Annotated in this window: 18 protein-coding genes; 8 read left to right on the top strand and 10 right to left on the bottom strand. The window is 70.9% G+C overall.

Translation table 11 applies throughout. From position 1 onward, the window contains the following. Positions 1-116 precede the first annotated feature (116 nt). From OL599_RS16750 to leuC, 3 genes are read right to left on the bottom strand one after another with little or no spacing between them, the layout of a single operon-like run. On the bottom strand, positions 117-878 hold the full coding sequence (locus OL599_RS16750; RefSeq protein WP_264714991.1) for a GntR family transcriptional regulator: 762 nt from the start codon (positions 876-878) through the stop codon (positions 117-119). After that, entirely contained in the window at positions 875-1,450 is a 576-nt protein-coding gene (leuD, locus tag OL599_RS16745; protein ID WP_264714990.1) for a 3-isopropylmalate dehydratase small subunit, read from the bottom strand. The genes OL599_RS16750 and leuD overlap by 4 nt, the downstream gene beginning before the upstream one ends. Further along, positions 1,447-2,847: a 3-isopropylmalate dehydratase large subunit gene (gene leuC / locus OL599_RS16740; protein WP_264714989.1), complete on the bottom strand. Its 1,401-nt coding sequence runs from the start codon at positions 2,845-2,847 to the stop codon at positions 1,447-1,449. Before leuC ends, leuD begins: the two co-directional genes overlap by 4 nt. Positions 2,848-2,919: 72 nt before the next feature. Between leuC and OL599_RS16735 the strand changes: the two genes are divergently transcribed. The 6 genes from OL599_RS16735 to OL599_RS16710 are packed head-to-tail and all read left to right on the top strand — an operon-like array spanning position 2,920 to position 9,703. After that, entirely contained in the window at positions 2,920-3,795 is an 876-nt protein-coding gene (locus OL599_RS16735; RefSeq protein WP_264714988.1) for an isocitrate lyase/PEP mutase family protein, read from the top strand. Further along, positions 3,795-5,429, top strand: a complete 1,635-nt coding sequence (locus OL599_RS16730; protein WP_264714987.1) for a hydantoinase B/oxoprolinase family protein — start codon at positions 3,795-3,797, stop codon at positions 5,427-5,429. Before OL599_RS16735 ends, OL599_RS16730 begins: the two co-directional genes overlap by 1 nt. Continuing rightward, positions 5,426-7,480: a hydantoinase/oxoprolinase family protein gene (locus tag OL599_RS16725; RefSeq protein WP_264714986.1), complete on the top strand. Its 2,055-nt coding sequence runs from the start codon at positions 5,426-5,428 to the stop codon at positions 7,478-7,480. Before OL599_RS16730 ends, OL599_RS16725 begins: the two co-directional genes overlap by 4 nt. Beyond that, positions 7,477-8,076 carry a cysteine hydrolase gene (locus OL599_RS16720; protein ID WP_264714985.1) on the top strand — a complete coding sequence of 200 codons (600 nt, stop codon included), beginning with the start codon at positions 7,477-7,479 and terminating at the stop codon, positions 8,074-8,076. Before OL599_RS16725 ends, OL599_RS16720 begins: the two co-directional genes overlap by 4 nt. Before the next feature lie 57 nt (positions 8,077-8,133). After that, positions 8,134-8,892, top strand: a complete 759-nt coding sequence (locus tag OL599_RS16715) for a bestrophin-like domain (protein WP_264714984.1) — start codon at positions 8,134-8,136, stop codon at positions 8,890-8,892. A 40-nt stretch (positions 8,893-8,932) separates the two neighbouring features. Continuing rightward, positions 8,933-9,703, top strand: coding sequence for an SDR family NAD(P)-dependent oxidoreductase (locus OL599_RS16710; protein ID WP_264714983.1), 771 nt, complete (start codon positions 8,933-8,935; stop codon positions 9,701-9,703). On the opposite strand, the gene OL599_RS16705 is transcribed toward OL599_RS16710, so the two are convergent. Together OL599_RS16705 and OL599_RS16700 are read right to left on the bottom strand one after the other, a co-directional pair. Beyond that, positions 9,696-10,151, bottom strand: coding sequence for a GNAT family N-acetyltransferase (locus OL599_RS16705; RefSeq protein WP_264714982.1), 456 nt, complete (start codon positions 10,149-10,151; stop codon positions 9,696-9,698). The two genes, OL599_RS16710 and OL599_RS16705, sit on opposite strands and share 8 nt — an antisense overlap. After that, positions 10,148-10,753, bottom strand: a complete 606-nt coding sequence (locus OL599_RS16700; protein ID WP_264714981.1) for a CGNR zinc finger domain-containing protein — start codon at positions 10,751-10,753, stop codon at positions 10,148-10,150. Before OL599_RS16700 ends, OL599_RS16705 begins: the two co-directional genes overlap by 4 nt. 95 nt (positions 10,754-10,848) lie before the next feature. Between OL599_RS16700 and OL599_RS16695 the strand changes: the two genes are divergently transcribed. Both OL599_RS16695 and OL599_RS16690 read left to right on the top strand, forming a co-directional pair. Next, a complete protein-coding gene (locus OL599_RS16695; protein ID WP_264714980.1) occupies positions 10,849-11,226 on the top strand; it encodes a VOC family protein in 378 nt (125 codons plus the stop codon). 92 nt (positions 11,227-11,318) lie between these two features. Beyond that, positions 11,319-11,813 carry a MarR family winged helix-turn-helix transcriptional regulator gene (locus OL599_RS16690; RefSeq protein WP_264714979.1) on the top strand — a complete coding sequence of 165 codons (495 nt, stop codon included), beginning with the start codon at positions 11,319-11,321 and terminating at the stop codon, positions 11,811-11,813. Positions 11,814-12,031: 218 nt separating this feature from the next. Here the strand turns inward: OL599_RS16690 and OL599_RS16685 are convergent, their stop codons facing one another. Genes OL599_RS16685 through OL599_RS16665 form a run of 5 tightly spaced genes read right to left on the bottom strand, consistent with a single transcriptional unit; the run spans position 12,032 to position 17,182 of the window. Continuing rightward, positions 12,032-12,448, bottom strand: coding sequence for an acyl-CoA thioesterase (locus OL599_RS16685; protein WP_264714978.1), 417 nt, complete (start codon positions 12,446-12,448; stop codon positions 12,032-12,034). A gap of 34 nt (positions 12,449-12,482) precedes the next feature. Beyond that, positions 12,483-13,244 (bottom strand): SDR family NAD(P)-dependent oxidoreductase, encoded by a 762-nt coding sequence (locus OL599_RS16680; RefSeq protein WP_264714976.1) that lies wholly within the window; start codon positions 13,242-13,244, stop codon positions 12,483-12,485. After that, the gene (locus tag OL599_RS16675) at positions 13,244-14,506 is read right to left on the bottom strand and encodes a thiolase family protein (RefSeq protein ID WP_264714975.1); all 1,263 of its coding nucleotides are present in this window, start codon (positions 14,504-14,506) and stop codon (positions 13,244-13,246) included. Before OL599_RS16675 ends, OL599_RS16680 begins: the two co-directional genes overlap by 1 nt. 3 nt (positions 14,507-14,509) lie before the next feature. Next, entirely contained in the window at positions 14,510-16,339 is a 1,830-nt protein-coding gene (locus tag OL599_RS16670) for a feruloyl-CoA synthase (protein ID WP_264714973.1), read from the bottom strand. Between the two features lie 51 nt (positions 16,340-16,390). Continuing rightward, complete coding sequence (locus OL599_RS16665; RefSeq protein ID WP_264714971.1) at positions 16,391-17,182, bottom strand: crotonase/enoyl-CoA hydratase family protein; 792 nt, start codon at positions 17,180-17,182, stop codon at positions 16,391-16,393. Positions 17,183-17,303 lie beyond the last annotated feature (121 nt).

The following is a 17,303-nucleotide window of genomic DNA, read 5'->3' as shown; positions in this document are numbered from 1 at the left end:
TGCCGCACACCACCATCGTCTCGATCGCGCACCGCCCGACCGTCGCCGCCTTCCACGCGCGGCGCATCGTGCTCGGCGCCGGGCAGCTCGCGGAGGCGGCGGATTAGACGATCTCGTTACGCCTCCGCCCGCTCGGGGCTCCACATCGCGCCGTCGCGCACCAAGCCGATCTGGTAGGCGTACATGTCCGGCCGGTACAGCGCCTCCAGCGCCTCGATCACCCGGCCGGCCGGGTCGCACACCTGGCGGCGCACCCACAGCAAGGCGGCGCCGACATCCACCGCCAGCAGCGGCGCCACCGTGGCGTCGGCGAGCTTGGCGGAGATGGTCTGCTCGGCGCGGGCGATCTTCTGGCCGGACGCCTCCAGCAGCGCCAGCAGCGGCTTCTCCGCCAGGTCCTCGCGGCGGAAGCCGCGGCCGACATCCTCGGGGATGCAGGCGGTCAGGTGGCTGAACGGCGTGCCGCGGGCGCTGCGCACGCGCACCGAGCGTTGCACGACCTCGCCCGTGGGAACGCCGAGAACGGCGGCGATGTCGGGCGTTGCCGGAACATAGTCGAACTCGATCAGCCGCACCTTCGTGCGCAGGCCCATGGCCAGAAGGTTCTCGATCAGGCCGCGCAGATTGTCGCGCACCGGCTCCGGCGCCGCGGGCGGGCGGGCATAGGTGCCGGCGCCGCGGCGCCGCGACACCAGCCCGTCGCGCTCCAGCATCTGCAGCGCGCGGCGGACGGTGATGCGCGACACGCCATGCTCGGCGGCCAGCTCGTGCTCGCCGGGCATCGGCGCTTCCGGCGGGAACTTGCCTTCGACCACCAGCTGGCGCAGCACCAGGTAGACGCGGTGGTACAGCGGCAGCGGCAGATCGGCCGCGTTCACGGGGCGGGCGATCCCGCGAGCAACGCCCAGGACGGCAGGCCGCGTTCGAATGCCGCCAGCGCGGCCTCGTGCTGCAGGGTCAGGCCGATATCGTCCAGGCCCTCGATCAGGCAGCGCTTGCGGAACGCATCGATGTCGAAGGCGAACCGGCGCCCGTCCGGGCAGATGATGGCCTGCGCCGGCAGGTCGACGGTCAGCCTGTCCGCGCCGCCGAGCAGCGCCGCCGCGTCAGCAAGTACCACCGTCAGCAGGCCGTTCTTCGCGGCATTGCCGGCGAAGATGTCGCCGAAGCTGGGCGCGATCACGCAGCGGATGCCGCCATCCACCAGCGCATACACCGCCCCCTCGCGCGAGGACCCGCAGCCGAAATTCGCCCCGGCCACCAGGACCGCCGCGGTGCCGGCGCGGACCGGGAAGTCCGGCTCCTGCAGCAGCACGTCGTGGAACAGGAAGTTCTGGTAGCCGGCGCTGCGCGGCTTGCGCAGGAAGCGCGCGGGGATGATCTGGTCGGTGTCGACATTGGCGCGGTCGAGCACGGTGGCGCGGCCGGCGAGGACGGTGAACGGGGTCATGCGACGATCTTTCGCACATCGGCGATGGCGCCGGCCACCGCCGCGGCGGCCGCCATGGCCGGCGACATCAGGTGGGTGCGCGCGCCAGGGCCCTGGCGGCCCACGAAATTCCGGTTCGACGTGGCCGCACAGCGCTGGCCGGGCGGCACCAGGTCGCCGTTCATGCCCACGCACATCGAGCAGCCCGGCTCACCCCAGACCAGCCCGGCCGCGGTGAAGATCCGGTCCAGCCCCTCCGCCTCGGCCGCGCGCTTGACCGCGACGGAGCCGGGCACGACCAGTCCGGGCACGCGCGCGCGCCGCCCCTTCAGCACCGCGGCGGCGGCACGCAGGTCCGGCAGGCGGCCATTGGTGCAACTGCCGATGAACACGCGGTCGATCGGCGTGCCTTCCAGCGGCGCCCCGGCGGCGAGCCCCATATAGGCGAGCTGCTCGGCGATCTGCCGGCGGCGCGCCACATCTTCCGCAGCATCCGGATCCGGCACGCGCGCGGTCACTGGCAAGGCCGTCTCCGGGCTGGTGCCCCAGGTCACCGTGGGCGCGATGGCCGCAGCATCCAACGTCACTTCGCGGTCGAAACGTGCCCCGGCGTCGCTCGGCAGCGCCTTCCAGGCGGCCAGGGCGGCGTCCCAGCCGGCGCCCTTGGGCGCACAGGGCCGCCCCGCCAGCCAGGCGAAGGTGGTGTCGTCGGGTGCCACCATGCCGGCACGGCCCCCGGCCTCGATGGACATGTTGCAGATGGTCATCCGCGCCTCCATCCCCATCGCGCGGATCGCCGGGCCGGCATACTCGATCACGTGCCCCACCGCGCCCGCCGCCCCGATGCGCGCGATCACCGCCAGGATCAGGTCCTTCGCCGCCACATGCGGATGCGGCGTGCCCTCGATGCCGACGCGCAGCGTCTTCGGCCGGCGCTGCCACAGTGTCTGGGTGGCCAGGACATGCGCGACCTCGGACGCGCCGATGCCGAAGGCCAGCGCGCCGAACGCGCCGTGGGTGGAGGTGTGGCTGTCGCCGCAGACCAGCGTGAGTCCCGGCAGGGTCAACCCCTGTTCCGGCCCGGTCACGTGCACGATGCCCTGGCGCGGGTCATCGAGGCCGAACAGGGCGATGCCGTGCCGCCGGGCATTCTCCCGCAGGGTGGCGACCAGGCCCGCGGCCTCGGGGTCGGCGATCGGCAGGGCGCGGGAATGGCTGGGCACGTAATGGTCGGCGATGGCAAAGGTCAGGTCCGGGCGGCGCACGCGGCGGCCGGAATGGTCCAGCATGCCGAAGCCGTGGAAACTGCCTTCATGGACCAGGTGCCGGTCGATCCACAGCAGGCAGGCGCCATCCTCGCGCGCCACGACCACACGGGCATTCCAGACCTTGTCGAACAACGTACGCGCGTCGCTCACCCGCTTTCCCCCCTCGTTGACATCTTCCGGCGCCGGATGTCTTAAACATAGGACAACTGGACGGGGGATGCCATGCACGCGCTCAAGAACAGGCTTTCCGAGGCCACCCCCCTGCTCGCCCCCGGCGTGTACGACGCGCTGTCGGCGGCGATGGCCGAGGAAGCCGGCTTCGAGGCAGCCTATCTGTCCGGCGCCTCCATCGCCTACACAAGGCTGGGCCGGCCCGATATCGGCCTGGTGTCGATGACCGAGGTGGCCGACGTGCTGGCGCGCATCCGCGAGCGGGTGGCGCTGCCGGTGATCGTCGATGCCGACACCGGCTTCGGCAACGCCATGAACGTCCAGCGCACCGTGCGCGTGTTCGAGCGCGCCGGCGCCAGCGTGATCCAGCTCGAGGACCAGACCTTCCCCAAGCGCTGCGGCCATCTGCGCGACAAGACGCTGATCCCCGCCGGCGAGATGGCCGGCAAGATCCGCGCCGCCGTCGATGCGCGCGACACCGCGCTGATCATGGCCCGCACCGACGCCATCGCCGTCGAGGGTCTCGGCGCCGCGCTGGACCGCGCCGAGCTGTACCTGCAAGCCGGCGCCGACATCCTGTTCGTGGAGGCGCCGGAGGACCGATCGCAGCTGCAGGCGATCACCGCCCGCTTCGCCGCCCGCGTGCCGCTGCTGGCCAACATGGTGGAAGGCGGCAAGACGCCGCTCGCCTCGGTCGCGGAACTCGGCGCCCTGGGCTACCGCATCGTGATCTTCCCTGGCGGGCTGGTGCGCGCCCTCGCGTGGGCGGCGCAGGAATATTTCGCCTCGCTGAAGGCGCACGGCACCACGGCGCCGTTCCGCAACCGCATGTTCGACTTCAAGGGCCTGAACGCCATGCTCGGCACCGACGCGATCCTGCATGCCGCCCGCGCCTACGACGACGTGAAAACGGAAGCGAAGCCCTGATGCTCGACCCCGTCACGCTCGCGGTCCTCAAGGGCCGGCTGGAGCAGATCGCCGACGAAATGGACGCGACCCTGTTCCGGGCCGCCTTCAACCCCACCATCGCCGAGGCGCACGACGCCTGCCACGGCATCTACGACGCCGCCACCGGCGCCACGCTGATCCAGGGCAAGTCCGGCCTGCCGATCTTCGTCGGCGTGATGGCGTTCGGCGTGCGCGCGGTGATCGACAAGTTCACCGGCGACAACGCGCCCGCCGAGGGCGACGTGTTCATCTTCAACGACCCCTATCTCGGCGGCACGCATCTGTCGGACCTGCGCCTGGTGCGCCCGTGCTTCCGCGACGGCAGGCTGTTCTGCTGGCTGGCCAGCGTCGGCCACTGGCACGATGTGGGCGGCGCCGTGCCCGGCAACTACAACCCCGCGGCCACCGAGTATTTCCAGGAAGGCGTGCTGATCCCGCCGGTGCGGCTGATCACCGCGGGACGGCTGAACCAGGACATCCTCGACATCCTGCTGGCCGCCTCGCGCATGCCGATGAGCGCCTATGGCGACCTCAACGCGCATCTCTCCGCCCTCGACCTCGGGGCCGCGCGGGTGGCGGCACTGCTCGACGAGTACGGCACGGAGATGGTGGCGGCAGCACTCGGCGAACTCACCGCGCGCGCGGCAGCACAGATCCGCGCCGAGATCGCCGCCCTGCCCGACGGCACCTGGCACGAGGAGGATTTCCTCGACAACGATGGCCGCACCGACGTGCCGCTGCGCATCGCCTGCGCCGTGACCGTGTCGGGCGACCGGCTGAAGCTCGATTTCACCGGCTCAGCCGATGCCTGCGCGGGCCCGGTGAACATCAGCCGCGCCACCACCGTCGCCAGCGTCTACGTGGCGCTGAAGCACCTGTTCCCCGAGGTCGCCGCCAATTCCGGCGTGCTCGACCCGATCGACATCGTGCTGCCGCCCAACGCGCTGCTGGATGCGCAGCGACCGAAGCCGGTGGGCGGCTACACCGAGACAATCCTGCGCATCATCGACGTGCTGTTCTGCGCCTTCGCGCGCATCCGGCCCGACCACGCCTACGGCAACGCCTACGGCACCATCAACGCGCTGTCGATCGCCGGCCTGCGCCCGGACGGGCAGCGCTGGGTGATGTTCTCGTTCTTCGGCGGCGGCCATGGCGGCAATCCCGAAGGCGACGGCCTCAGCCACGGCAACCCGCCGATCGCGACCGCCATCATCCCGCCGGTCGAGATCATGGAGGCGGCCTATCCGATCCGCTTCACCCAGTGGGCGCTGCGCCCGGGCTCCGGCGGCGCCGGCACGCATCGCGGCGGCATGGGCGCGATCTATGAGATCGAGCTGCGCGACAGCAGCGCCGAGGCCTTCGTGTTTGCCGAGCGCGCCCGCTTCGCCCCGCGCGGCGTGCTGGGCGGCGGCAGCGGCGCCCCCAACGTGGTGTCGTTCGAGCAGGACGACGGCTGGCACACGCCGCCGCTCGCCTCCAAGGTCGTCGGCGTGCGGCTGAAGCGGGGCCAGCATATCCGCCTGGAGAGCCCGGGCGGCGGCGGCTGGGGCGACCCGGCCGGGCGCGACCCCGCCGCGGTGGCACGCGACAAGCGCCTGGGATACGTGCCATGAGCCGGGGCGAGAACGTCGTCGGCGTCGATGTCGGCGGCACCTTCACCGATCTGTTCCTGTTCGACGCGGCAACCGGCACCGCCCGCGTCGGCAAGGTGCCGAGCACCCGCGGCCGCGAGGCCGACGGATTCGCCGAGGGCATCACCGGCCTGGCACCGCTGGCGGACATCTCCGCCATCGTCCACGGCACCACCGTCGGCACCAACGCGCTGCTGGAGCGCAAGGGCGCCCGCGCCGGGCTCATCACCACCGCAGGCTTCCGCGACGTGCTGGAAATGCGCCGCCGCGACCGCCGCCAGACCTGGGGCCTCACCGGCACTTTCGTCCCGGTGATCGAACGCGACATGCGCGTGGAAGTCGCCGAGCGCACGCTCGCCGATGGCAGCATCCTGACCGCGGTCGATCCCGCCGAGGTGCGGGCGGCGGCGCAGCGCCTGCTGGATGCGGGCGCCGAGGCGCTGTGCATCGTCTTCCTGCACAGCTACGCCAACCCCGCCAACGAGCGCGCCGCCCTGGAGGCGGTGCGCACGATATGGCCGAACGCGCATATCGCCATCTCGTCGGACATCCTGCCGGAGATCCGCGAGTTCGAGCGTACCAGCACCGCCGCGCTGAACGCCGTGCTGCAGCCGGTGGTCGGCGGCTACATCGCCGCCCTGGACGCCACACTGCGCCAGGGCGGCTTCGGCGGCGCGTTCCTGATCGTGCAGTCCAACGGCGGCGTGATGAGCGTGGAGACCGCCGCGCGCCTGCCCGTGCGCACCGCCCTGTCCGGCCCCGCCGCCGGCGTGATCGCGGCCGCCCATATCGCCACCGAAGCGGGGTTCCCCGACGTCATCACGGGCGACATCGGCGGCACCAGCTTCGACGTCTCGCTGGTGGCCGGCGGCGTGCCGGCGCTGGCGGCGCAATCCACCCTCGATTTCGGCCTCGTCGTGCGCACGCCGATGATCGAGATCACCACCATCGGCGCTGGCGGTGGTTCGATCGCGCGTGTCGATGCCGCCGGACTGCTGCAGGTGGGGCCGCAGAGCGCCGGCTCCATCCCCGGCCCGGTGTGCTACGGCGCCGGCGGCGACCGCCCGACCGTGACCGATGCCAACGTGGTACTGGGCCGGATCAATGCCGAGCGCCCGATCGGCGGCAAGTTCGCCCGGCTCGATGCCGCGGCGGCGGCGCGGGTGATCGCCCGCGATGTCGGCGCCCCGCTCAGGCTCGACGTCGTCGCCGCGGCCGAGGCGATCCTGCGGGTCGCCAATGCGCGCATGGCCGGCGCCCTGCGCCTGGTGTCGATCGAGCGCGGCCATGACCCGAAGAAATTCACCCTGATGCCGTTCGGCGGCGGCGGCGCTCTGCACGCGGGCGCGCTGATCCGCGATGTCGGCCTGGCCCGCGCCCTGGTGCCGCGCTTCCCCGGCGTGACCTCGGCGCTGGGCTGCGTCATCGCCGACATGCGCCACGACCGCGTGCGCACGCTGAACCGCATGCTGGCGGAGCTCGACCCGGCTGCCTTGCGCGCCGAAATGGATGCGGCGGCTTCGTCCCTGGCGGCCTTGCTGAACCGCGCCGGCATGGCATTCACCGCCCGGCGGGTGGCGCACGCTCTGGACATGAACTATGCCGGCCAGACCCACACCGTGGCCGTGCCCCTGCCGCTCGAACCCGACGGCAGCGGCGAACTGTCGCAGGCGCGGATCGCGGCGGCGTTCGAGGCCGCCTATTCCGGCAGCTATGGCCGGCTGCTGCCCGGCGTGCCAATGCGGGTGCTGAACCTGCGCAGCGCGGTGACCGGCGTGCGGCCGAAGATCGACCTGCTGTCCATGGCGCCCACCGCCGACGCCAGCATCGAATCGGCCCGCCGCGGCCGGCGCCGGGTCTGGTTCGACGGCTGGACCGACACGCCGGTGTTCGGCCGGCTCGGCCTGCCGGTAGGCGCCGTGATCGCCGGCCCCGCCGTGCTGGAGCAGCCGGACACCACGATCCTGATCGAGCCCGGCCTGTCCGGCCGCGTCGACCGGTTCGGCAACCTGATCCTGGAGGCGAGCCGATGAGCGAATGGCCTGGCACCGCCCTGCTGCTGTGCGACCTGCAGAACGATTTCCTGCATCCCGAGGGCGCCTATGGCCGCGCCGGGCTGGGCAACCCGGACATCGCCGCGGTGGTGCCGCGCCTGCGGCCGCTGGTCGAGCGGGTGCGCCGGGCCGGCGGCTGGATCGTGTCCACCCATTTCACCCTGGTGCCCGGCCGCGGTGGCGAGCCGTTCATCTCGCCGCACCTCAAGCGGCTGCGCCCGTTCCTGAAGCAAGGCGACTTCCTGCCGGGATCCTGGGGCCATGCGCTGGTGGACGAACTGGCGCCGGCCGATCTCGCCGTCGAAAAGGTCAATTTCTCCGCCTTCTACATGAGCCGCCTGGAATGGGTCCTGGCCCGCGCCGGCGTCCGCCGGTTGCTGGTCTCCGGCATCGTGACCAATGGCGGCGTCGCCAGCACGGTGCGCGACGCGCATGTGCGCGAATACGAGACCACCGTGCTCGCGGATGGCTGCGCCGCCTTCGACCGCGCCGTGCATGACACCGCGATCGCGGCATTGCGTCCGGTTGCGCACATTTCGACGGTGAATGAGGTGCTTTCGGCTTTCACGGACTAGACAACCCGTCCCATCCCGCACAATGTAATGTATCAATCTGTTGCGGAGCTCGAGTGGATGGACGGCCCTACGACCGGGGTGGCGGTGTTTGCTTGCCTGTTCAGCTCGGCCGTCGCCGGGCTGATCGCGCATGCGCGGCTGCCGGCCAAGCTGCTGACGCGGCGGGCAACCACGGCCATCCGCCGCAGCGTCTGGATCGTCGCCATGATGGCGGCGCTGATGCTGGCGCTGCTGACCGTCCAATTGAAGACCCATTTCGACAGCGCGTCTCGTGATGTGAGGAATTTCTCTTCGCAGATCGTCGCGCTGGACCGGACCCTGCGCCAGCTCGGCCCGGAGGCCGACCCGGCGCGTTCGCTGCTGTTCCGCTACAGCGCCCGCATCATGAAGGATGTCTGGCCGCAGACCCACCCGAAGCTGGGGCCCGCGGACACCCACGCGACGAAGCTGTTCGGCGAGCTCGAGAGGGCGATCGGCGATCTGGAGTCCCCGGATGCGCGCATGCGCGACCTCGAGGTCGCGGCAATGGCCCAGCTGCATGAGATCGCGCGCGCACGCTGGAACCTCGGCGATCGCGACGCCACACAGTTGTCGCCGTGGCTGGTCAGCTTCCTGGTGCTCTGGCTGATGCTCACCTTCGGCAGCCTGAGCCTGTCGGCGCCGCGCTCGCCGCTGGTCATGGGCGCGCTGTTCCTGTGCGCGCTCGCGCTCAGCAGCGAGGTGTTCCTCACGGTCGAATTCGCCGACCCCTATGTGGGCCTGATTATCGTCTCCAGCGAACCCGTGCAGAATGCGTTGTTCGCCCTGAGCGAATAACGTCCGGGCCGCCGCGGCCCGCCCATTCGAGGATCTGCACATGGCATTCGATTTCACCGGCCGCCGCGTTGTCGTGTGCGGCGGCAGCCGCGGCATCGGCCGCTCCATCGCGCTCGGCTTCGCCGCGTCCGGCGCGGACGTGTCGATCTGCGCCCGCGGCGCCGCATCGCTGGACGCAACCCGCGCCGAGATCGCGGCGCACGGCCGCACCGCCCATGCCGGCGCCTGCGACCTTGCCGACGCATCGGCGATCGCCGCCTACATCGCGGCCGCCGCGGCGGCGCTCGGCGGCATCGACATCCTGGTCAACAACGCCTCGGGCTTCGGCATGACCGACGATCGGGCCGGCTGGGCCGCCAGCTTCGACGTGGACATGATGGCCGTGGTGCACGCGAGCCACGCCGCCCTGCCGCACATGCGGGCAGCGCTGGCCGAGGGCCGCTCCGGCCCCAGCATCGTCTCGGTGTCGTCGATCTCGGCCATGCGCCCGTCCACCCGCTCGGCGCCGTACGGGGCGCTCAAGGCGGCGGTGATCCACTACACCACCACCCAGGCGGCGATGCTGGCCGAGGACGGCATTCGCGTGAACGCCGTGGCGCCCGGGTCGATCGAGTTCCCCGGCGGCACCTGGGAGAAGCGGCGCCTGGAGGGCTCGCCCGTCTACGACCGTGTGCGCGCCAGCATCCCGTCGGGCCGGCTGGGCACGCCGGAGGAAGTGGCCGACGTGGTGCTGTTCCTGGCCTCGCCGGCGGGACGCTGGGTCACCGGCCAGACCATCGTGGTCGATGGCGGCCAGTTGCTGTTCAGCTGACGCCGGCAGCGGGGCTGCGGCCGCGGCGCCATTCGTACAGCGCGTCCGGCTCATGCTCCTCGTTGTCTTCCCCGTCGGTTTTGCGGACCAGGCGGAAGCCGTGCGCCTCGTAGAACCGGATCGCCCGCAGGTTCTTCTGGAACACCCATAGTTTCAGCTGCCTGTGGGCGGTCATGGCCTGGCCGAGCAGGGCCGACCCGAGGCCCTGCGCGTGCCGGTCCGGGTGGACATACAGATGGTCGACCCAGCCGGCGCGGAAGGCGCAGAACCCGTCGATGCCGTTTGCCTCCGACACCCAGACCGCGCAGTCCCGGAACACACGCTCGCGGAAGAACCACAGATCCTCCTCGGGCGTGTGCAGGTCGGGCAGGTACGGCAGGCAGGTTGTCCGCACCACGCGGAACAGCCGGGCGACCTCGGCCACGTCGTCGAACCCGGCTTTCCTCACGCGGCGGCCCCCCGGCGCTTCAGGTAATGGCGATGCGCCTTGGCGCGGTTGCCGCAGGATGCCATGGAGCACCAGCGGCGGTTGGCGCTCTTGCTGTCATCCAGGAACAGCCAGCCGCATTGCGGATTGGCGCATTGGCGCACCCGCGCCCGGCGCGGGCCGGCGAGCAGGTCGGCCGCCGACCACAGCACCGGGGACAGCAACGCCGCCGCACTCGGGCGCAGGCCCTCCACCTGCCAGGCATAGACGCCGTCGCGGCGCACCAGCCGGCGACGGGAACAGGCGGCGCCCAGCGCGGCGTTGAGCGGCCCGAGCTCGCCATCCTGGCCCGCGGCGGCGGCGGCGAACAGGCGATACAACGTCTCCCGCAACTCGATCGCGGCGGCAAACACGGACGCTGCCTTGTCGGCCCGGAGCCCAGCGGTGCTGGCCGCGACGAAGGGGCCGTTGAGCGGCGACGCCGCGGCAACCCAGCTGGTGACATCGTTGATATCACGCAATTCGTCGCTCGGTTCCGGGGTGCCACGCCAGTAGCGCGTGTCCGCGAAGGCCAGGCACAGATCCTCGGCGGGCGCGGCGACGATGTGGTCCGGGGGCGTCATGTGCCGTGTCTACTAACCGACTTGTGGGTTGACAACTGGGGCGGCCGATGCCCGAATATAACCGTCTAATTGGTTATATTTTGGGGAGGCTTGCCATGCTCGACCATGTGTCCTTCGGCGTGCGCGACGTCGCGGCCGCGCGGCGCTTCTACGATGCGGTGCTGGGGCCGCTCGGCTATCGCTGCCTCCATTCGGGCGACGACTATGCGGGCTATGGCGCCGAGGCGCCGGGGTTCTGGCTGAGCGTCGCCGAACACCCCGTGCCCGCCGACGCCAAATCCGGCCTGCATCTGTGCTTCGTGGCGCCGACCCGCGCAGCGGTGGACCAGTTCCACGCGGCCGGGCTCGCCGCCGGCGGGCGCGACAACGGGGCGCCCGGGCTGCGGCCGGATTACGGAGCGGACTACTACGCTGCCTTCCTCGTCGATCCCCAGGGCTACCGGATCGAGGCGCATTGCGACAAGGCGGCGTAACAAGGCGGCACGCCCCGCCTGCGTGCCAGTGGATGTCACGCGGGAAAGGTCATGGCGGAACGCCGGGCAGATCGTTATTGTCCATCACTGTCATGAGCAGTTCCACGATGGACAACGATGCCCCGCCGGCTCTGGATGCGGTGGTGGATCTGGGCCCCCTGCCCGGCCTGACCGGATATGCCCTGCGCCGCGCCCAGATCGCGGTGTTCCACGACTTTCACCGGACCATGGAGGCCGAGGGCATCCGCACCGCGCAGTTCTCGGTGCTGGAGGTGCTGAAAGCCAATCCCGGGCTGCGGCAGACCCAGGTGAGTTTCGCGCTGGGCATCAAGACCACCAATTTCGTGCCGCTGTTCGACGAGCTGGAGCGCCGCGGCCTGGCCGAGCGCCGCCCCATCCCCGGCGACCGGCGCGCCAAGGGCCTGTTCCTGACCGAAGCGGGCCGCGCCACCCTGGAGCGGCTGGAAAAACTCGTCGCCGAGCACGAGGCGCGTTTCGTGGCGCGCATCGGTGCGGCCGGCAAGGCGCAGTTGCTGGGACTGCTGCACCGGCTGACGGACCGGACGTTCGATCCCGATCGTTCGTGACGGTCCCGGCGAAGGAAGAACAGGGGACAAGGAAGAACAGGGGACACAGAGGACACGGAGGGCCACAGAGAACACGGAGATGGTGTTCGGATTGGCTGTCAGTGTGGGACGGCGGCCTCAGCGTTTGGGCGCGCGAAGCGCGCATAAATACTTTCTTCTCCGTGTCCTCTGTGGCCCTCTGTGTTCTCCGTGTCACCTTTCTTCCTGGATCGACAACGTCATCCCAGCCCGAATTTCGCGATCACCTCCGCCGGGATCGGCACGGCCTTCATGCGGGCGGGATCGTCCGGGTGGCGCCCCACCCACACGCGGGTTTCCCAGCATTCGGCACCCAGCACCTCGCCGCCAGCATCGTCGGGCTTCAGCAGCCGGTGGTAGATGTCGAAGCTGCTGCGGCCGAATCGCTCCACCCGACTCTCGATCACCACCTCGTCGCCGAAGGTGCTGGGCACGTGGAACTTGCCGCGCGTGTCCACCATGGGAATGCCGGCAATCCCGTAATGCGCGATGATCTGCGCCTTCTTCATGCCCAGCGCGTGGGCCAGCAGCGATGCCGTGGACCAGTCGAACATGGCGAAATAGCGCGGGTAGAACACGATGCCCGCGGCGTCGCAGTCGCCCCATTCGATGGTCACGCCCCGGCGGTGCGGCAACATCCCTCGCCCCCGCCTAGCGCGGCGCCATGCGCAAGGCGCCATCGAGCCGGATGGTCTCGCCGTTGAGCATGCGGTTGGCGACGATGTGCATGGCCAGCGCCGCGTATTCGCCGGGCTGGCCCAGGCGTTGCGGGAACGGCACGGATTCGCCCAGGCTCGTCTGGATCTCCTGCGGCAGCGCCTGCATCATCGGGGTGAAGAACAGGCCGGGCGCGATCGTCACCACGCGCACGCCGAAGCGGGCCAGCTCGCGCGCCGCCGGCAGGGTCAGGCCGACGACGCCGGCCTTGGACGAGGCATAGGCGGCCTGGCCGATCTGCCCGTCATAGGCGGCGACCGAGGCGGTGTTGATGATCACGCCGCGCTCGCCGTCTTCCAGCGGATCGAGCGTGCTCATTTCCGCCGCGGCGAGGCGCAGCATGTTGAAGGTGCCGATCAGGTTGACGCGGATCACCTTCTCATAGGCGGCAAGGCCGAGCGGCCCTTCGCGCCCGACGATGCGCCCGGGGGTGCCGACGCCGGCGCAGTTCACCAGCACCCGCACCGGGCCGTGCGCGGCGCGCGCCAGGGCGAAGGCACGCTCCGCCGCCTCCGGGTCCGCCACGTCGGAGGAGATGCCGAGGCCGCCCAGGCGCTTCGCCGCGGCATCGGCCTGCGCCGCGTTGATATCGACCACGGCCACCTTGGCACCGGCCTCGGCCAGCGCCGCGGCGGTGGCGGCCCCGAGGCCGGAGGCGCCGCCGGTGACCACGGCGGCCATTCCTTGCAGGTTCATCATGCTGCTCCGTAAGCGGGGTTCTCGATCAGCAGGGCGATGCCCTGCCCACCGCCGATACAGGCCGATGCGATGCCGCGCCGCAAGCCCGCCCGCCGCAGCTCACGTGCGAGCGTCAGCGCCAGCCGGATGCCGGTGGCCGCCAGCGGGTGGCCGATGGCGATCGCGCCGCCGTTCACGTTGAGCTTGTCCTCGTCCAGGCCGAGTTCGCGGGCGCAGGCCATCACCTGGGCGCCGAACGCCTCGTTGATCTCGATGCGGTCGACGGCATCGAGGCTGAGGCCGGTGCGGGCGAGCAGCGCGCGGATGGCCGGCGCCGGGCCGATGCCCATGACCTCCGGCGCGCAGCCGATGGCGACGCCGGCGACGATGCGCGCCAGCGGCTCGCGGCCCGTGCGTTGCAGATAGGCGCTGGAGCAGACCAGGCCCGCCGCGGCGCCGTCCACCACGGCCGAGCTGTTGCCGCCGGTCTGCACGCCGCCGAAGGCCGGGCGGATCCGGGCCAGCGCTTCCACCGGCGAGGGGCGCACATGGGTGTCGGCGCGCACCGCGTCCACCTTGCGGTCCAGCCTGATGCCACGCGGCTTGTAGCCTTCCAGCTCGAACGTCTCGGTGGTGACCGGCACGATCTCACCGTCGAGGAAGCCACTGGCCTGGGCTGCCAGAGCGCGATCGAAGCTGCGGGCGGCGAATGCATCCACGTCGGGGCGGGCGATCTGGTAGCGGCGGGCCAGGTTCTCCGCGGTGCCGCCCATGGTGACGTCGGCCGCCGGGTCGAGCAGCGCTTCCCACAGGAAGTCCTTGAACTCGACCTGCCCCATGCGGAAGCCGTTGCGGTGGGTGTAGGCGGCGACGGGGTTGCGGCTCATGGATTCCGTGCCGACGCACAGCGCCATGTCCACGCCGCGCCCGGTCACGGCATCGGCGCCCTGCATCAGCACCTCGATGCCGGTGCCGCAGACGCGCTGCACCAGATGCGCGGGCACCTCGATGGGTACGCCGGAATAGAGACCGATATGGCGCGGCAGCATGTAGGCGTCGAAGCTGGCCTGGGCCATGTTGCCGGCAATCACCGTGCCCACTTCGGCCGGCGGCACCTGGGCGCGCTCCAGCGCCGCCCGGGCCACCTTGATGCCGAGGTCGATGGGTGACACGCCCGCGAGCGGCCCGGTGTAGTCGGCGAACGGCGTGCGCACGCCGTCAAGCAGCCAGGCATCGGTCCATGCCGCGCCCACGCCGGCGTGGGCAGGTTGCTGGGTCATGATCTAGTCCTCGATGGAAATGACATTCGGGGGCTTCGGGTCGGCATACAGCGTCTGCACCAGGCCGGCGCGCCGGGCGATCACGGCGCGCTGGTTGATGCTGCCCTTGTCGGTGATCTCGCCGGCGTCGATCGAAGGTGGCTCGCGCAGGAAGGCGGCGCGCACGACCCTGGTGGAGCTGCCGGTGCTCTCGCGCGCCAGCTCGCGCAGCAAAGCGCGGATCTTCGCCTGCACCAGGGCATGTTCCAGCGGCGCCTCGGCGTCCGGGCAAAGGGCCGCGCAGGCGGCCGCGTCGGGCAGCATCAGGATGGCGACATAGCCGGCGTCGTGGCCGCAGATCACGGCGTCGCGCACCCATGGGGCCAGGCGCTGCACCAGCTTCGCGCGCATCGGCCCGACGCTGACCCAGGTGCCCGTCGCCAGCTTGAAATCCTCGCTGATGCGGCCATCGAAGCGGAAGCCCTTCTGCCAGTCCCCGGCATCGACGAAGGCCAGCGCGTCGCCGATCTTGTAGAAGCCGTCCGCGTCGAAAGCCTCGCGCGACAGCGCCTCCATGCGCCAATAGCCGGGCATGATGTTCGGCCCGCGCAGCCGCGCCTCCAGCTTGCCGCCATTCGGCTGCAGCTTCAGCTCCACCCCCGGCGCCGGCAGGCCGACGATGCCGGAGCCGGTGCAGTCCGGGCGGGTGACGATGGCGAAGGGCGCGGTCTCGGTGGCGCCCAGGCCGGTCATCATGACGATGCGCTCCCCGGTGGTTTCGACCGCCAGGCGTTCCAGCTCGTCCCATACGTGCTGGGCCAGGCCGGCGCCGGCGTAGAACAGCATCTTCACGCGGCTGAAGAAGGTCTGCCGCAGCGCCGGCTCGCGGTCGAGGTAGCGGACCAGCTCCTCGTAGCCCTTGGGGACGTTGAAATAGACGGTGGGCGCGATCTCGCGCAGGTTGCGGATGGTTTCCGCGATGCCCGACGGGACCGGCTTGCCGTCGTCGATATACATCGTGCCGCCATTGTAGAGCACGAGGCCGACATTGTGGTTGCCGCCGAAGGTGTGGTTCCACGGCAGCCAGTCGACGATGACCGGCGGCTCCTCCTCCAGCATCGGGAAGGCTTCCAGCAGCATGGCCTGGTTGCTGCACAGCATGCGCTGGGTGTTGACCACACCCTTGGGCAGGCCGGTGGAGCCCGAAGTGAACAGGAACTTGCCGATGCTGTCCGGCCCGACCTTCGCCGCCGCTTCTTCCACGGCTGCGGTCGGCACGGTTGCCAGCAACTCGGCGAAGGCGGTGGCGGGGCGGTCATTGGTGGGGTGTGCGGTGACGGCCAGCTCGACATCGTCCGGCACGGCGGCGCGGATGGCACGGCCATAGGCGGCGCCGTCGGCGGCGAAGACGAGGCCCGGCGTCAGCAGGCCCAGGATGTGCCGCAGCTTCGATGAGTCGGTGGAAACCAGCGAATACGCGGTCGAGATCGGGGCGTAGGGCACGCCGACATGCATTGCGGCCAGGCCGAGCAAGGCGTGCTCCAGGTCGTTGCCGGACAGGATGGCGACGGGGCGGTCTTCCGACAGCTTGCGGTCCAGCAGCGCCTGGCCGAGCGCCCGTACGTGTCGCAACGCCTGCGCGTAGGTGACCCGGCGCCAGTCGCCGCCATGCTCCCTGCAGGCCATGAACACGCGGTCGGGCGCGACCCGCGCCCAGTGCTCAAGGCGCTCGGTCAGGCGGGCCGGATAGGCGCGAAGGCCGCGCGTGGGCCGCACCAGGATGCTGCCGTCGGCGCCGCGGACGAACGTTGCATCGAGCGATCCGAGATGCACGGGACGCGTCGGTGTCGGCATCAACTCTGTCTCTCCCCTTGTGCCGGTTCCTGCGTGGAACTCTTGCCCGCGTCAGCTATGGGCGACCTTGCCCGCCCGCTTCTCCAGGAAGGCGCGCAGCCGCGCCTTGGCCTCGTCCGAGCCCTGGGCGATCGCCGCCATCAGGCTTTCCATCAGCAGCCCGGTTTCGGGATCGGCCGCGGCGATGCGCGGCAGGGCATGCAGGATGGCGAAGTTGGTCAGCGGCGCGTTCTCGGCCGCGCGCCTGGCCAGCGCGACGGCCTTGGCCAGCCCCTCGCCCGGCTCCACCAGGTATTGCGAGAAGCCGAGCGCCACGCCCTCCTCCGCGCCGTAGGTGCGGCCGGTCAGCATCATGTCCATCATCCGGTGCACGCCGATCAGGCGCGACAGCCGCACCGAGGCGCCGCCGCCCACATAGATGCCGCGGCTGCCTTCGGGCAGGGCGTAGAAGGCGCTGCGCTCGGCGACGCGGATATGGGTGCTGGCCGCCAGCTCCAGCCCGCCGCCGACGACGGCGCCATGCAGCACCGCGATCACCGGCAGGTCGCCGAACGCGATGCGCTCGAAGGCGCGGTGCCAAAGGCGGGAATGGGCGATGCCGGCCTCCGTGTCGCGCTCGGTCAGCGAAGTGAGGTCGAGGCCCGCGGAGAAATGGTCGCCCTCGCCGTGGATGACGACGGCGCGCGCGCCTTCCGGCGGGTCGGCGAAGAAGCGGCCGATCGCGCGGACGGTGACGTCGTCCAGCGCATTGCGCTTGTCCGGGCGGGACAGGCGCAAGACGGCGATCCCGTCCTGCAGGTCGCAGTGCAGCGTGTCCGGCAATGCGATGTCGGGTGGTTGCACGGGCTTCCTCGGATTATCGGATATTATTGTTATGGATCATATCTTCAGCACCGGCCGCGTCAACCGCAATGGCCATCGGCCATGCGGTGGTGCGCTGCCTCACCGTGCTGTAGCGTCCCGG

This window comes from Limobrevibacterium gyesilva, from assembly GCF_025989185.1.
GTDB classification, from domain to species: domain Bacteria; phylum Pseudomonadota; class Alphaproteobacteria; order Acetobacterales; family Acetobacteraceae; genus Limobrevibacterium; species Limobrevibacterium gyesilva.
This window is presented reverse-complemented; position numbering and strand designations above follow the sequence as displayed.

Coding starts and splice junctions, on each gene's coding strand:
- OL599_RS16710 (WP_264714983.1), top strand. CDS start 8,933: ATGGCATTCGATTTCACCGGCCGCCGCGTTGTCGTGTGCGGCGGCAGC.
- OL599_RS16690 (WP_264714979.1), top strand. CDS start 11,319: ATGAGCAGTTCCACGATGGACAACGATGCCCCGCCGGCTCTGGATGCG.
- OL599_RS16675 (WP_264714975.1), bottom strand. CDS start 14,506: ATGACCCAGCAACCTGCCCACGCCGGCGTGGGCGCGGCATGGACCGAT.
- OL599_RS16680 (WP_264714976.1), bottom strand. CDS start 13,244: ATGAACCTGCAAGGAATGGCCGCCGTGGTCACCGGCGGCGCCTCCGGC.
- OL599_RS16730 (WP_264714987.1), top strand. CDS start 3,795: ATGCTCGACCCCGTCACGCTCGCGGTCCTCAAGGGCCGGCTGGAGCAG.
- OL599_RS16670 (WP_264714973.1), bottom strand. CDS start 16,339: ATGCCGACACCGACGCGTCCCGTGCATCTCGGATCGCTCGATGCAACG.
- leuD (WP_264714990.1), bottom strand. CDS start 1,450: ATGACCCCGTTCACCGTCCTCGCCGGCCGCGCCACCGTGCTCGACCGC.
- OL599_RS16720 (WP_264714985.1), top strand. CDS start 7,477: ATGAGCGAATGGCCTGGCACCGCCCTGCTGCTGTGCGACCTGCAGAAC.
- OL599_RS16700 (WP_264714981.1), bottom strand. CDS start 10,753: ATGACGCCCCCGGACCACATCGTCGCCGCGCCCGCCGAGGATCTGTGC.
- OL599_RS16695 (WP_264714980.1), top strand. CDS start 10,849: ATGCTCGACCATGTGTCCTTCGGCGTGCGCGACGTCGCGGCCGCGCGG.
- OL599_RS16715 (WP_264714984.1), top strand. CDS start 8,134: ATGGACGGCCCTACGACCGGGGTGGCGGTGTTTGCTTGCCTGTTCAGC.
- OL599_RS16725 (WP_264714986.1), top strand. CDS start 5,426: ATGAGCCGGGGCGAGAACGTCGTCGGCGTCGATGTCGGCGGCACCTTC.
- OL599_RS16735 (WP_264714988.1), top strand. CDS start 2,920: ATGCACGCGCTCAAGAACAGGCTTTCCGAGGCCACCCCCCTGCTCGCC.